Raw genomic sequence first — 14328 nt, 5'->3', positions numbered from 1 at the left:
AATGGCGCGCCGGGCAAGCGCTGCCGGAAACGCCAAGTCATCTCGGAATGCGAAGTTTACTCCCGGCATATGCAATTTTTCAGGGGCTTGTCCCAAGGCTTGCGCGATATTGTGCTGGCCGCAAAAACGCAGGCGCGGCGGGTGGCCAGCACCCTGCGCGGGCCGCGCTCCTTGGGGGATGACGGTGTAAAGCACGCCTGCCTCCGGCCTTCTCCATTTTGTATATCCTGTATATACTTTAATTTTCAAGGAGAAAACCCATGCTGACCCGAGTCTTCAAAAGCGGCAACTCGCTGGCCGTTCGTATCCCCAAAGAGCTGGGTTTCGTCGATTCGGCGCAAGACATTGAAGTCGAGCGTGTCGGCAACACCCTGGTGCTGCGGCGGGTGGCGCAGGAAACCATCGGTGACCTGACGGAAATACTGGCTGCATTCCCCCCAAGCTTCATGGCCGGGGGCCGTGAGTTCCATGAAGAGCAGGAGCGCGACTGGAGCGGATTGGGCGGTGCGGGCGCGGACAAAGCGCAAGGCTAAGCCATGCGTTTCCTGCTCGACACCAATATCTGCATTTACTTGCTCAAGGCGCATCCACCGCAAGTGCTTGAACGCTTCAAGAGCACACCGTTGGGCCAGGTCGTGATGTCGGTGGTGACCTATGCCGAGCTGAAGCACGGCATAGAACGCTGCCCCCCGGAAGACCGCGCCGCAGCCGGCCATGCACTGCAGCGCTTTATCGAGCGCGTGCCGGTGCTGCCCTTTGATGAACGCGCGGCGCAAAGCTATGGCGAGCTGGCCGCCGCTGTGCACGACCGCCGCCGCGACGCCATGAACCGCCTGATTGCCGCCCACGCCCTGAGCGTCGGCGTCACCCTCATCACCAACAACGAGGCCGATTTCAACGGCTATCCCGGCCTGGTGGTCGAAAACTGGGCGCACGCCGCTTGAACGCAAGCGCTCAACACCTCTTTCATGGCGAGCCGGAAAGCGAAAACGGCAGCCGAAGACGCCGTTTTCGCTATTTTTAGAACTAAACAGGCCTTTTGCGCATATCCAGCAAGCGCAAGCAGCTATTCAATCCATAGCAACCTGCATCGCCACAATCAGGCCGTTCCAGCCTTCACCTTCAACCGCCAAGCATGCAGCAGCGGCTCGGTATAACCGCTGGGCTGCGCCAATCCCTTGAACACCAGATCGCACGCCGCCTTGTAAGCCGCCGACGTATCGAAATGCCCGGCCATGTTCTTGTACAGCGGGTCGCCCGCGTTCTGGCCATCGACCACGGCGGCCATGCGCTCGAAGGTTTCTTTCACCTGGGCTTCGGTCACGACGCCGTGGTGCAGCCAGTTGGCCATGTGCTGGCTGGAAATGCGCAGCGTGGCGCGGTCTTCCATCAGGGCGATGTTGTGGATGTCGGGCACTTTCGAGCAGCCCACGCCCTGGTCGATCCAGCGCACCACGTAACCCAGGATGCCCTGCGCGTTGTTGTCGAGTTCCTGCTGCTTTTCGGCATCCGACCAGTTCGGCGTGGCCGTGACCGGGATTTGCAGCAGGCCGTTCAGGATGTTGCCGCGCTCGGCGTTGGCGTCGATCTTTTCCAGCTCTTTTTGCACGTCGGACACCAGGATTTGGTGGTAATGCAGCGCGTGCAGCGTGGCGGCGGTCGGGCTGGGCACCCAGGCGGTGTTGGCGCCGGCTTTCGGGTGGCCGATTTTCTGCTCCAGCATGGCGGCCATCAGGTCGGGCATGGCCCACATGCCCTTGCCGATCTGCGCCTTGCCGCGCAGGCCGCAGGAGAGGCCGACCAGCACGTTGTTCTTTTCGTAGGCGGCGATCCAGGCGCTGGTCTTCATGTCGCCCTTGCGGATCATCGGGCCGGCCTGCATGGCGGTGTGCATCTCGTCGCCGGTGCGATCCAGAAAGCCGGTGTTGATGAAAGCCACGCGCGCTTCGGCTTCAGCGATGCAGGCCTTGAGGTTGACGCTGGTGCGGCGCTCCTCGTCCATGATGCCGAGCTTGACGGTGTTGGGGCTCAAGCCCAGCATCGCTTCGACGCGGCCGAACAGCTCGCAGGCAAAGGCGACTTCGGCTGGGCCGTGCATCTTGGGCTTGACGATATAGACGCTGCCGGTGCGCGAGTTGCCCTTGCGCTTGAGGTCGTGGATGGCGATGGTCGTGGTGATGACCGCGTCCATGATGCCTTCGGGAATCTCTTTTCCGTCCGCGTACAGGATGGCCGGATTGGTCATCAGGTGGCCGACGTTGCGCACGAACATCAGCGAGCGGCCATGCAGCGTGACTTCGCCGCCATTGGCTGCGGTGTACACGCGGTCGGGGTTCAGGCCGCGCGTGAAAGTCGTGCCGCCCTTGCTGACTTCCTCGGTCAGCGTGCCTTGCAAGATGCCCAGCCAGTTGCCGTAGGCCAGCACCTTGTCTTCGGCATCGACCACGGCCACGGAATCTTCCAGGTCGAGGATGGTCGAGAGCGCCGACTCGATCACCATGTCGCTGACGCCGGCCGCATCGCTCTTGCCCAGGGTCGTGGCGCGGTCGATGATGATGTCGATGTGCAGGCCGTTATGTACCAGCAGCACCGACGTGGGCGCTGCCGCGTCACCCTGATAGCCGACGAACTGCGCCGGGTCTTGCAGGCCGGTCATGCCGCTTGCCTGCGTGACGACCAGTTGGCCGCCTTCGATGCTGTAGCCGGTCGCGTCCTTGTGCGAGCCGGTGGCCAGCGGCGCGGCCTGGTCGAGCAGCTTGCGGGCGAAGGCAATCACTTTCGCGCCGCGCACCGGGTTGTAGCCCTTGCCTTTTTCAGCGCCGTCGGTCTCGGGAATGGCGTCGGTGCCGTAGAGCGCGTCGTACAGCGAACCCCAGCGCGCATTGGCGGCGTTCAGCGCGTAGCGCGCATTGAGCACCGGCACGACGAGCTGCGGGCCGGCCTGCACGGCCAGTTCGGCATCGACATTGGCGGTGGTCACGGCCACGGTGTCAGGCTGCGGCACGAGGTAGCCGATGCTTTCGAGAAAGGCGCGGTAGGCGGGCATGTCGGCGATGGGGCCGGGGTTGGCCTTGTGCCAGGCGTCCATCTCGGTCTGCAGGCGGTCGCGCTCGGCGAGCAGGGCGATGTTCTTGGGGGCCAGGTCGGCGACGATGGCGTCAAAGCCGGTCCAGAACTTGTCGCTGTCCACGCCGGTGCCGGGCAGCACCTTGTCTTCGATGAAACGGTAGAGTTCGGTGGCGACCTGCAGGCTGTGGCGGGTGGTGCGTTCGGTCATGGGAAGTCCTTTTTTAAAAAAATCAATGGGGCGGTGAAAGGCAGTGAAGCCGTGGCGGGCGGGCTGCGCCGCTCAAGCCCGCGCTGGATCGAAATGATAAGTCGTCATGCGGGCGCGCCCTGCCCCAGGCCGGGCAGCGCCAGCACATCGCGCAGGCTGACTCCGGTGTACGTCGGCTGGGTGCCCAGCGTCTCGAACGGCAGGCGGTTGCGGTTGACCCAGAGCGTCTGGTAGCCGAACCAGGTGGCGGCCAGCGCGTCCCAGCTGTTGCAGCTGACGAAGGCGATCTGCCGCGCCGGCAGGCCGGTGGCTTGCAGGCCGAGTTGGTAGGCGTCGGGATGGGTCTTGTACTTGCGGATCGCATCGACGCTGATGACATGGTCGAGCAGGTCGCCCAGCCCGGCCGACTTGACGGCCACGGCGAGCATGGCCGGGTCGCCGTTGGACAAAATGCCGGTGACCACGCCCCGGCTTTTCAGCGCCTGCAGCACCTCGCGGTTTTCGGGAAAGGCCGACAGGTGGTGGTACTGGTTCATCAGTTGCTCGACTTTGGCATCAAACTGGCCGTTTGCGCACTCAGTACGGGCATCACCAGCTATTCTTTTAATAGCATAAACGAGCGCGGCGCGGGTCAGTTCCCAAAACGGCTGGTAGTGCGCGCCGCCGCTGCTGGTGCTGACGAGGTGCGTGTATTCGATCTGCTTGTCGCGCCACATCACGCCCAGGGCCTGGCCGCGCCCCGGAAACAGCTGCTCGGCCAGCAGCCCGACGCTGTACACGTCGAACAGCGTTCCGTAGGCGTCGAACAGCACGGCGCGCAGCGGCTCGGTGCGGGTGGGGCGGATTTTTTCCATGGCGCTACTTTATTTGATCCCTGGGGAAAGATTAAGTACCTGAAATGCGATTTATCCGTGACTTAAAGCGGTGCAATCGCAATTTCTGCCGTGCGTGACTGGATTTGAAGCATTTCAGGGCTCCAGCGCATAGCCCGCCTGCGCAAGCAGCTATTAAAACAGGAGCATGGAGTATTTCCGGGGATTCGGCTTACGATGGAAGTCCGCGCTGTTGACAGCGCCGCACCATTCTTGCCCGCAAGGAACGCCGTTCCGTCCAGCCCCATTGAAAGGCCATTGCCCACCATGTATTCACCCGAGATATTGATCAGCGAAGTCGGCCCGCGCGACGGCCTGCAATCGGTCAAGGCATGCATGCCGACAGCCGACAAGCTGCGCTGGATCGACGCGCTGTATGCCGCCGGCGTGCGCGAGATCGAAGTCGCCTCCTTCGTGCCGGCCCGGCTGCTGCCGCAGATGGCCGACGCCGCCGAAGTGGTGCGCCACGCCATCACGCTGCCCGGCTTGAGAGTGATGGCGCTGGTGCCCAACCGCCGGGGCGCCGAGGCGGCGCTGGCCGCAGGCGTGCACAAGCTCACCGTGCCGGTGTCGGCCAGCGCCGCGCATTCGCTGGCCAACGTGCGCAGGACGCGCGAGGAAATGGTCGAGGAAGTGCGCGCCATCGCCGCCCTGCGCCGCGGCCTCGCGCCCCACGTCGGGCTGGAGGCCGGCATTTCGACCGCCTTCGGCTGCACGCTGCAGGGCCTAGTCGCCGAGGACGACGTGATCCGGCTGGCCGCGCAATGCATTGCCGCCGGGGCCGACGAGTCGGGCCTGTCGGACACCGTGGGCTATGCCAATCCGGCGCAGGTGCGCCGCCTGTTCAGGCGCCTGCGCGCCGAAATCGGCCGCCACGCCGGCGCGGCCCACATGCACAACACGCGCGGCCTGGGCCTGGCCAACTGCCTGGCGGCCTACGAGGAAGGCGTTCGCACCTTCGACGCGTCGCTCGGCGGGCTGGGCGGCTGCCCGTATGCGCCGGGCGCGTCGGGCAACGTCGTCACCGAAGACCTGGTGTTCATGTTCGAGGCGATGGGGCTGCGCACCGGCATCGACCTGGAAAAGCTCATCGCCGCGCGCGCTCCCTTGAAGGCCGGGCTGCCGGGCGAGCCGGTGTACGGAATGACGCCCGAGGCGGGTTTGCCCAAGGGCTTTGTCCAGGGCGCCCGCATGGCAACACCGGCCAGTCCGGCCGTTGAAGAAAGCGAAATCAAGGAAACGCCCCTGCCCTACGCCGGCATCCGCGTCGTCGAGTTCACCCACATGGTGATGGGGCCGACCTGCGGCATGCTGCTGGGCGACCTGGGCGCCGAGGTGATCAAGGTCGAGCCGCCCGAGGGCGACGGCACGCGCCGCCTGCTGGGCTCGGGCGCCGGGTTTTTCCCGACCTTCAACCGCAACAAGAAAAGCATCGCGCTGGATTTGAAGACGCCCGAAGGCCGGGAAGCGGCGCTGCGCCTGATCGCCACCGCCGACATCGTCAGCGAGAACTTCAAGCCCGGCACCATGAAAAAGCTGGGCCTGGACTACGAGACGCTCAAGCAACGCCACCCGCGCCTGGTCTATGTCAGCCACAAGGGCTTTCTGCCCGGCCCCTACGAGCACCGCACGGCACTGGACGAGGTGGTGCAGATGATGGGCGGCCTGGCCTACATGACGGGCCGCAGCGGCGACCCGCTGCGCGCGGGCACCAGCGTGAACGACATCATGGGCGGCATGTTCGGCGCCATCGGCGCGATGGCCGCGCTGCGCCAGCGCGAGCTGACCGGGCGCGGCATGGAGGTGCAGTCGGCGCTGTTCGAGAACAATGTGTTTCTGGTCGGCCAGCACATGATGCAGTTCGCCGCCACTGGCCAGGCCGCCGCGCCCATGCCCAGCCGCATTTCGGCCTGGGGCGTGTACGACGTGTTCACCGTCAAGGGCGGCGAGCAGATCTTCCTGGCCGCCGTCAGCGACAAGCAATGGGCGGTGTTCTGCCAAGCCTTCGGACTGGGCGAGCTGCTGGCCGACCCGCGCCTGAAAACCAACAACGACCGCGTGCGCGCGCGCGAATGGCTGCTGCCGATCCTGCGCTCGCACCTGGCCGGCTACAGCGCGGCCGAACTCGGTGCGGTGTTTGAAGCCAGCGAATTGCCGTTTGCGCCCATCGTGCGGCCCGAGGAACTGTTTGACGATCCGCACCTGTTGGCCACCGGCGGCCTGGCGCCCGTGCGCATGAACGACGGCAGCCGCTCCAGGGTGCCGCTGATGCCCTTCACGCTGGGCGGCCGGCGGCCCGGCATCCGGCTGCAGCCGCCGCTGCTGGGCGAGCACAGCCGCGAGTTGCTGCTGGAGCTGGGCTATGGCGAAGACGCCATCGAGGCTTTCCAGAGCGCCCAGCTCAAGCGCTGACGCCTGCACGGCGCGGCCACGGCCACCAGCGCCCGCGATGCGGTAAATTCGCGGAATGGCTCATCTACTGATTATTGAAGACGACGACTTGCTGCGCGACGGCTTGACCGACCTGCTCAAACAAACCGGACATACCGTGTGCAACAGCGCGGACGGCCTGGCCGCGCAGACCTTGCTCAACGAACAGGTCATTGATGCGGTGTTGCTTGACCTGGGCCTGCCCAAGCTCGACGGCATGTCCTTGCTGCGCTGGATTCGCCAGCGTTTTGAAAGCCTGCCGGTGATGATCCTGACCGCCCGCGACGGCGTGAATGACCGCGTGGAGGGCCTGCTCGAAGGCGCCGACGACTACCTCACCAAGCCCTTCAACAACGCCGAACTCAGCGCCCGCGTGCAGGCGCTGTTGCGCCGCGCCAGGCTGCCGGCCTTCAATACCGAGACCCGGGCCATCACCACGCCAGACGCCACGCAATGCCTGCAGATTGACAGCCAGCTGCCGCGCGCCTGGATTTTCGGCCAGGTCCACGACCTGACGCAGCGCGAGTGGGAGTTGCTGACCTTGCTGCACCAGCGCCTGAACCAGGTGGTCAGCCGCGAAGACGTGGCCGCTGTCTGGCAACACGAATCGGCCGAACCCACCGCATCCAACGCGCTGGAGGTGTACATCCACCGCTTGCGCAGAAAACTGCTGGGCTCGGGCCTGAACATTCGCAATGTTCGCGGACTGGGCTACATGCTCGAACCCCTGTGACGCACAGCCGGTCCCTGCGCCGCCAGCTCTTGCTGTGGCTGCTGCTGCCCCAGCTCGTTCTGTGGCTAGGGGGCGGCGCCCTCACCTATCGCATTGCCCTGAATTATGCGGAAAAGGGGCTGGACCAATCGCTCTCGCAATCGGTGCGCTCGCTGGCGCGCCAGATCAAGCCCATGGGCTCGGGGCTGCTGGTGGATTTTCCCAAGGCGGCCCAGGCCATCATTGAAGAAGACCCGGTGGACCGCGTGAGCTACATGGTGTCGTCGCCACCGGGCAAATTCCTGATCGGCAACCAGGAGATTGCCGCGCCACCGCCGGCACATGCCCTGGGTACGCTGGTGTTTTACCGGATGGAAATCGACGGCAAGCCGATGCGCGCGGTCGCCCTGGATGTCGCCTATGGCGAAGAAAAACACCCGCAACTGCTGCGCGTTCAACTGGCCAAAAGCTATATCGCCCGCGAGCGCATTGCCGAAGAACTGATTGGCGACCTACTGGCCCCTTTGCTGCTGCTGGGCGTGGCGCTGAGCGTGCTGGTGTACGCGGGCATCAAGCGCGGCATGGCGCCACTCACCCGGCTGGAGAAGCAACTCAAGGAACGCTCGGTGGCCGACCTGACCCCGCTGGAGTTCACCACCGCGCCGACCGAGGTGCATACGCTGGTCGATGCCATCAACCGCCTGCTCGCCGCCGTGCGCCGCAGCGTGAGCCAGGAAAAGCGCTTCATCAACGACGCCGCCCATCAACTGCGCACGCCATTGGCCGGGCTGATCAATCAAACCGAACTGGCGCTGGGCGAAAGCGATGCCGCGCTGATCAAGGCGCGCCTGCACAAAGTGCATGCCGGGGCGCAACGCAGCGCGCATCTGGTGAACCAGTTGCTGGCACTGGCGCGCAGCGGCTCCGAGGCGCCCATGGCGCAAGTGGACCTGGCGCAGCTGGCGCAAGACGTGGCACGCGAACTCAGCCCGCGCGCGGTCACCATGAAAGTGGACCTGGGCTACGAAGGCCATCAACACGCCTGGATGCAAGGCTCGGCCACGCTGCTGCGCGAAGCCGTGACCAACCTGCTAGACAACGCCTTGCGCTACGGCGTGAGCCGGGAAGCCGGCAACGAACCCACCGTGACCGTGTCGGTTCACCAGCACGCAGCGCATGTGGTGCTGGCGGTGGAAGACAACGGCCCCGGCCTGAGCGACGCGCAACGCGAACATGTTTTCGAGCGCTTTTGGCGCGGCAGCGATTTGCCCGGCGGTTGCGGACTGGGCCTGGCCATCGTGCAGGAAATCGCGCGCCGCCACGCTGGCGAAGCACGGGTGACGCCGGTGGCACCGCAGGGTTTGCGGGTCTCGCTGCACTTCTGACTTGAGTCCGCCCATTCGCCCCTGAGCGCGGGGGCAGCCATGCCATCAAGCCGGGCGCTGATCGGTCGAGGGGCGTTGCCACAGGTTGATGCCGCCGTCCACCGCGTGCTGGTCAATGGCCGCCAGTTCTTCGGCGGAAAACTCAAGGTTGCGCAGCGCTCCGACCAGCTCCGCGATTTGCGCCGGGCGGCTGGCGCCAATCAACGCCGAAGTCACGCGGCCATCGCGCAGCACCCAGGCGGTCGCCATCTGCGCCAGGCTCTGCCCTCGCGCCAGCGCCAGTTCATTCAGGGCACGCACATGCTTGAGGTTTTGTTCGCTCAGATGTTCGGCCTTGAGGGAACTGCCGCCGGGGCGGTTGATTCGGGCGTCCGCCGGAATGCCGTTCAGGTACTTGTCGGTCAGCAGCCCCTGCGCCAGCGCGCTGAACGCAATGCAGCCCATGCCGGTTTCAGCCAGGGTGTCGAGCAGCTCGCCCTCAATCCAGCGGTTCAGCAGGCTGTAGGAGGGCTGATGAATCAACGGCGCCACACCCATGGCGCGCAAAATGGCCGCAGCTTCGCGCGTCTTGGCCGCCGAGTAGCTGCTGAGGCCCACATACAAGGCCTTTCCCTGCTGGACTGCCGTGGCCAGCGCACCCATGGTTTCTTCCAGCGGGGTGTCGGGGTCAAAACGGTGCGAATAAAAAATATCAACATAGTCAAGCCCCATGCGCCTGAGGCTTTGGTCCAGACTGGCCAGTACATGCTTGCGCGAGCCGCCGCCCTGCCCATAAGGGCCGGGCCACATGTCCCAGCCCGCTTTGCTGGAAATGATGAGTTCGTCGCGATAGGGCTTGAAGTCGCGCCGTAGATGCTCGCCGAAATTGATTTCCGCACTGCCGCCGGGCGGGCCGTAGTTGTTGGCCAGGTCAAAGTGCGTGATGCCCAGGTCGAACGCGGTACGCAGCATGGCGCGCTGCGTTTCCATGGGCGTGGCGTCGCCAAAGTTATGCCACAGCCCCAGGGTGATAGCAGGCAGTTTCAGGCCGCTGCGTCCGCAGCTTCGGTAGGGGATGGTGTCATAGCGGGCGGCGTTGGGCTGGTAGTTCATGGGTGTGTTCCGGGGTGGATAAATTTATGGGCTGGCTGAAAGATTGTTAGGCAGATCAGCGGCGCTCACCTGCGGCCGGGTCTTTGCGGCCTTGTTTTTCAAGCGCATCCTAGGGTAAATCCCATGGGGTTTTGTTTTAAATTAATTAACAATTAATTAATTCGAGCGGCATGGTGCCAGCCCGGATAAAAAACCATGTTCCCTGGCCGGCTGCGCTGGCGGAGCATCACTATCAGGAGACAACATGTTGAAACTTTCCAAGCTGGCTACGGCCCTTGCCTTGGTGGCCGCTGGCACGGCGGCCATGGCCGGTGAAGTCGAAGTCTTGCATTACTGGACTTCCGGTGGCGAGGCCAAGTCGGTCGCCGAACTCAAGAAAATCATGGAAGCCAAAGGCCATGTCTGGAAAGATTTCGCCGTAGCGGGCGGCGGCGGCGACAACGCGGCCACCGTGCTCAAGAGCCGCGTGGTGTCGGGCAACCCGCCCGCAGCCGCCCAGATCAAAGGCCCGGCGATCCAGGAATGGGCGGCTGAAGGCGTGCTGGCCAACATGGACAGCGTCGCCCAGGCCGAAAAGTGGGACAGCCTGCTGCCCAAGGTGGTGGCCGACGTCATGAAGTACAAAGGCAATTTCGTGGCGGTTCCCGTCAACGTGCACCGCGTGAACTGGATGTGGGCCAACGCCGCCGTGCTGAAAAAAGCCGGTGTCGCGGGCATGCCCAAAAATTGGGACGAGTTTTTTGTCGCGGCTGACAAGATCAAGAAAGCGGGACTGATTCCGGTGGCCCACGGTGGCCAGAACTGGCAGGACTTCACCACCTTCGAGTCCGTGGTGCTGGGCGTGGGTGGCCCGAAGTTCTACAGCGACGCGCTCGTCAAGCTTGACCAAAAGGCATTGACCGGCGAGACCATGAAGAAGTCGCTGGAAACCTTCCGCAAGATCAAGGGCTACACCGACGCTGCCGCGCCCGGGCGCGACTGGAATTTGGCCACCGCCATGGTGATGCAGGAAAAAGCGGCCTTCCAGTTCATGGGCGACTGGGCCAAGGGCGAGTTCATTGCGGCCGGCAAGGTGCCTGGCAAGGACTTCCTGTGCGCCGCCGCGCCCGGCACCGCCAATGCGTTCACCTTCAATGTGGACTCGTTCGCCATGTTCAAGCTCAAAGGCGCCGCAGCGCAAAAGGCGCAGGCGGATTTGTCGGCGGCCATCATGGGCACGGAGTTCCAGGAGATTTTCAACCTGAACAAGGGCTCGATTCCGGTGCGCCTGAACATGAACATGGCCAAGTTTGACGACTGCGCCAAGTTGTCCGGCAAGGACTTTGTGGAGACCGCCAAAACCGGCGGGCTGGTGCCTTCGGTGGCCCACGGCATGGCCATCAGCCCTGCGGCTGAAGGCGCCATCAAGGACGCGGTCAGCCAGTTCTGGAACGACGACAAGATCTCGGTGGACGAGGCGCAAAAGCGCATCGCTGCCGCAGCAAAAACCAAATAAGCCCGCACCCCCTTCTGACAGAAAAAACAACAATGAAGACAACACACAAAATCAGCCTGATCGCAGCCGCTGCAGCCCTGTGCGCAGGCAGCGCATTCGCCATGGATGTGGGCGGCATTGAGTTCCACGGCTACTCCCGTGGCGGCCCGGTGCTGAGCCATGACGACAACATCAAGGGCGGCCTGAGCCTGGGCGGCGACTTGCAGAAGTACCGCCTCGGCAACGAAGGCGACAACGGCATCGAGATCGACCTGATCAAGAACTTCGAGGCCGGTGGCGTGAAATGGAAAGTGCACTACATGCCCGTCAAGTGGGGCAGCGGTTCGGTCGGCACCGACCAGGCCTACGTGGAAATGAGCGGGCTGTCGTTTGCCCCGGAAGCCAAGGTCTGGGCCGGGCAGCGCCGGCTGCGGATTCAGGACGTGCACATCGTTGACAACTTCCTGCTGAACTACGGCGACAACCAGGGCGCCGGCGTGACCGACATCGGCATTGGCGGCGCCAAGCTCGGCGTCGGCCTGTTCAGCGGTGACAAGTTCGACAGCTCAATGCCCGCCGGCGTGAAGGCCACCCGCCTGAATGTGGACATTTCCGCCATCAACACCAACCCCGACGGCAAGCTGCGCGTGTTGCTGACCACGGTCAAAGGCAGCGGCCTGGCCAACAGCAACTCCGGCTCCGGCATCTCGGTGTCGCACAACCAGGAAAACTTCCTGGTCGATGGCATGACCAACTCGCTGTTCCTGCAAACATCGACGGGACACGCCCGGATTGATGGCGAGTTCCAGTCCATCGACGGCGTGACCGCCGGCCAGCGCGTGAGCCGCATTGCGGATTCGCTGAACTGGCAAAGCGGCGCTTTTGGCGGCCAGACCTTGCTGAGCTACCAGACCAACAAGGTGGACGGCACCAGTGTGACGACCAAGGACACCTCGGTGGGCGGCCGCGTGTCGTATGCCTTCTCCAGCAACTTCAAGCTGCTGGCCGAAGTGGGCCTGACCGCCCGCAAGGCGCCCACCGGCAACCAGACGCTCAACAAGGTCACCATCGCGCCAACCATCTCGGTGGGGCCGGACTTCTGGAGCCGCCCTGAAGTGCGTTTGTATGTGACCAAGGCCAACTGGAACACCGCAGCGGCAGCGGCCAACGCCAGCACGTTCGGCGCGGGGGGCAGAACCTCCAGCACCATCATGGGTGTGCAGTACGAGGTGTGGTGGTAATCCGCTTTATTCAGACGTGACGTTTGACGGGGTGCTCGCAAGACTGCCCTTTTTAACCGTTCTAACCGCCGCCCAAGGCGGGTACAGGAGATGTGAACGAGATGAAAAACAATTTTGAAACGTGGCTGCCCAAACTGGTCATTTCACCGGCCTTCGTGCTGGGGTTTGCCTTTATTTACGGCTTCATGGTGTGGAACGGCGTGCTGTCCGTCACCGGCTCGCGCATGCTGCCCAACTATGACGAGTTCGTCGGGCTGGCGCAGTACGAGCGGCTGTTCGAGATGGACCGCTGGTGGGTGGCGCTGAAAAACCTCGGTATTTTCAGCCTGCTCTACGTCGGCGGCTCGATGCTGATCGGCATGGTGCTGGCGATTTTCCTGGACCAGAAGGTGCGCGGGGAAGGCGCCTTGCGCATCATTTACCTGTACCCGATGGCGCTGTCCTTCATCGTCACCGGCACCGCCTGGAAATGGATTCTGAATCCCAGCCTCGGGCTGGAAAAGCTCATGCACGACCTGGGCTGGGCAAGTTTTCATTTCGACTGGCTGGTGCAGAGCGACTTCGCCATTTACTGCGTGGTGATTGCCGGCATCTGGCAGTCGGCCGGCTTTGCCATGGCCTTGTTCCTGGCGGGCTTGCGCGGCATTGACGACAGCATCATCAAGGCCGCGCAAATCGACGGCGCCTCGCTGCCACGCATTTACTGGCGCATTCTTTTGCCCATCCTGCGCCCGGTCGTGTTCTCAACCATTTTGGTGCTGGCGCACTTGTCCATCAAGAGTTTCGACCTGGTGATGGCGCTGACCAATGGCGGCCCCGGGTATGCGACCGACGTGCCCGCCACCTTCATGTTCGTCATGAGCTTTACCCGCGGCCAGATCGGCCTGGGCGCTGCCAGCGCCACCATGATGCTGGCCACGGTAGCGGCCATCGTCGTGCCCTATCTTTACAGCGAACTTCGAGCCAAACCCCATGATCGCTAAACACCCTTTCGCTAAACACATTAGCCGTGCGCTGCTCTACGCGGTGCTTCTGGTCGCGGCCCTGTTTTTCCTGGCGCCGTTCTACGTCATGCTCGCAACCTCCTTCAAGGATGCCGAGCAGATCCGCTCAGGCAACCTGCTGAGCCCGCCCGCCTCGCTCAACTTCGACGCCTGGCGCCTGGCCTGGTCCTCGGCATGCACCGGGGTCGATTGCCGTGGCTTGCAGCCCTACTTCTGGAATTCGGTCAGCATGGCGATTCCGGCGGTGCTGATCTCCACCGCCTGGGGCGCGGTCAACGGCTACGTGCTGAGCCTGTGGAAGTTCAGGGGCAGCGAGTTGCTGTTCGGTTTCCTGCTGTTCGGCGTGTTCATGCCGTTTCAGGTGGTGCTGCTGCCCATGAGCCAGGTGCTGGGCTATCTGGGCCTGTCCAGTTCCATCAGCGGACTGGTGCTGGTGCATTGCCTGGCGGGCATGGCCGGCACCACGCTGTTTTTCCGCAACTACTACACCGCCATTCCCAAGGAGCTGGTGAATGCGGCGCGCATGGATGGCGCGGGTTTCTGGCGCATTTTCTGGCGCATCGTGCTGCCGCTGTCAACGCCGATCTTGATGGTGACGCTGATCTGGCAGTTCACCAACATCTGGAACGACTTCCTGTTTGGCGCGGCCTTCAGCGGCGCCGACAGCAAGCCGATCACGGTCGGCCTGAACAACATGGCCAACACCTCCAGCAGCGTGAAAAGCTACAACGTGGACATGGCCGCTGCCGTGATCGCGGGGCTGCCCACCATGCTGGTGTATGTGCTGGCAGGTCAATATTTCGTCAAGGGTCTCACAGCCGGCGCTGTGAAAGGATAAAAA

Annotated in this window: 12 protein-coding genes and 1 pseudogene; 10 read left to right on the top strand and 3 right to left on the bottom strand. The window is 63.6% G+C overall.

The features are described 5' to 3' along the window. Positions 1 to 260 precede the first annotated feature (260 nt). Positions 261 to 533, top strand: a complete 273-nt coding sequence (locus ABLV49_RS02390) for an antitoxin (RefSeq protein WP_349280021.1) — start codon at positions 261 to 263, stop codon at positions 531 to 533. Positions 534 to 536: 3 nt separating this feature from the next. After that, on the top strand, positions 537 to 944 hold the full coding sequence (locus ABLV49_RS02385) for a type II toxin-antitoxin system VapC family toxin (RefSeq protein ID WP_349280020.1): 408 nt from the start codon (positions 537 to 539) through the stop codon (positions 942 to 944). 155 nt (positions 945 to 1099) lie between these two features. On the opposite strand, the gene ABLV49_RS02380 is transcribed toward ABLV49_RS02385, so the two are convergent. Together ABLV49_RS02380 and ABLV49_RS02375 are read right to left on the bottom strand one after the other, a co-directional pair. Beyond that, complete coding sequence (locus ABLV49_RS02380; RefSeq protein WP_349280019.1) at positions 1100 to 3277, bottom strand: malate synthase G; 2178 nt, start codon at positions 3275 to 3277, stop codon at positions 1100 to 1102. 104 nt (positions 3278 to 3381) lie between these two features. Next, positions 3382 to 4131 (bottom strand): haloacid dehalogenase type II, encoded by a 750-nt coding sequence (locus ABLV49_RS02375; RefSeq protein WP_349280018.1) that lies wholly within the window; start codon positions 4129 to 4131, stop codon positions 3382 to 3384. Between the two features lie 195 nt (positions 4132 to 4326). On the opposite strand from ABLV49_RS02375, the pseudogene ABLV49_RS02370 reads away from it, so the two are divergent. The 4 genes and pseudogenes from ABLV49_RS02370 to ABLV49_RS02355 all read left to right on the top strand — a co-directional run. Continuing rightward, positions 4327 to 5193, top strand: a pseudogene (locus ABLV49_RS02370) (hydroxymethylglutaryl-CoA lyase); the annotation flags it as partial. A gap of 147 nt (positions 5194 to 5340) precedes the next feature. After that, positions 5341 to 6561 carry a CaiB/BaiF CoA transferase family protein gene (locus ABLV49_RS02365; protein WP_349281573.1) on the top strand — a complete coding sequence of 407 codons (1221 nt, stop codon included), beginning with the start codon at positions 5341 to 5343 and terminating at the stop codon, positions 6559 to 6561. 55 nt (positions 6562 to 6616) lie between these two features. Continuing rightward, on the top strand, positions 6617 to 7312 hold the full coding sequence (locus ABLV49_RS02360) for a response regulator transcription factor (protein ID WP_349280017.1): 696 nt from the start codon (positions 6617 to 6619) through the stop codon (positions 7310 to 7312). After that, a complete protein-coding gene (locus ABLV49_RS02355) occupies positions 7309 to 8676 on the top strand; it encodes a sensor histidine kinase (protein WP_349280016.1) in 1368 nt (455 codons plus the stop codon). The genes ABLV49_RS02360 and ABLV49_RS02355 overlap by 4 nt, the downstream gene beginning before the upstream one ends. 45 nt (positions 8677 to 8721) lie before the next feature. On the opposite strand, the gene mgrA is transcribed toward ABLV49_RS02355, so the two are convergent. Next, positions 8722 to 9768, bottom strand: a complete 1047-nt coding sequence (gene mgrA, locus ABLV49_RS02350) for an L-glyceraldehyde 3-phosphate reductase (protein WP_349280015.1) — start codon at positions 9766 to 9768, stop codon at positions 8722 to 8724. A 244-nt stretch (positions 9769 to 10012) separates the two neighbouring features. Between mgrA and ABLV49_RS02345 the strand changes: the two genes are divergently transcribed. From ABLV49_RS02345 to ABLV49_RS02330, 4 genes are all read left to right on the top strand, one after another. After that, complete coding sequence (locus ABLV49_RS02345; protein WP_349280014.1) at positions 10013 to 11263, top strand: ABC transporter substrate-binding protein; 1251 nt, start codon at positions 10013 to 10015, stop codon at positions 11261 to 11263. Between the two features lie 32 nt (positions 11264 to 11295). Further along, the gene (locus ABLV49_RS02340) at positions 11296 to 12483 is read left to right on the top strand and encodes a carbohydrate porin (protein WP_349280013.1); all 1188 of its coding nucleotides are present in this window, start codon (positions 11296 to 11298) and stop codon (positions 12481 to 12483) included. Between the two features lie 101 nt (positions 12484 to 12584). After that, a complete protein-coding gene (locus tag ABLV49_RS02335; RefSeq protein WP_011803053.1) occupies positions 12585 to 13466 on the top strand; it encodes a carbohydrate ABC transporter permease in 882 nt (293 codons plus the stop codon). Further along, positions 13456 to 14325: a carbohydrate ABC transporter permease gene (locus ABLV49_RS02330; protein ID WP_349280012.1), complete on the top strand. Its 870-nt coding sequence runs from the start codon at positions 13456 to 13458 to the stop codon at positions 14323 to 14325. The genes ABLV49_RS02335 and ABLV49_RS02330 overlap by 11 nt, the downstream gene beginning before the upstream one ends. Positions 14326 to 14328: the final 3 nt, after the last annotated feature.

This window comes from Polaromonas hydrogenivorans (assembly GCF_040105105.1).
Taxonomy (GTDB): Bacteria; Pseudomonadota; Gammaproteobacteria; order Burkholderiales; family Burkholderiaceae_C; genus Polaromonas; species Polaromonas hydrogenivorans.
Note: the sequence above shows the minus strand (reverse complement) of the source record. Positions and strands in the feature narration are given on the sequence as shown.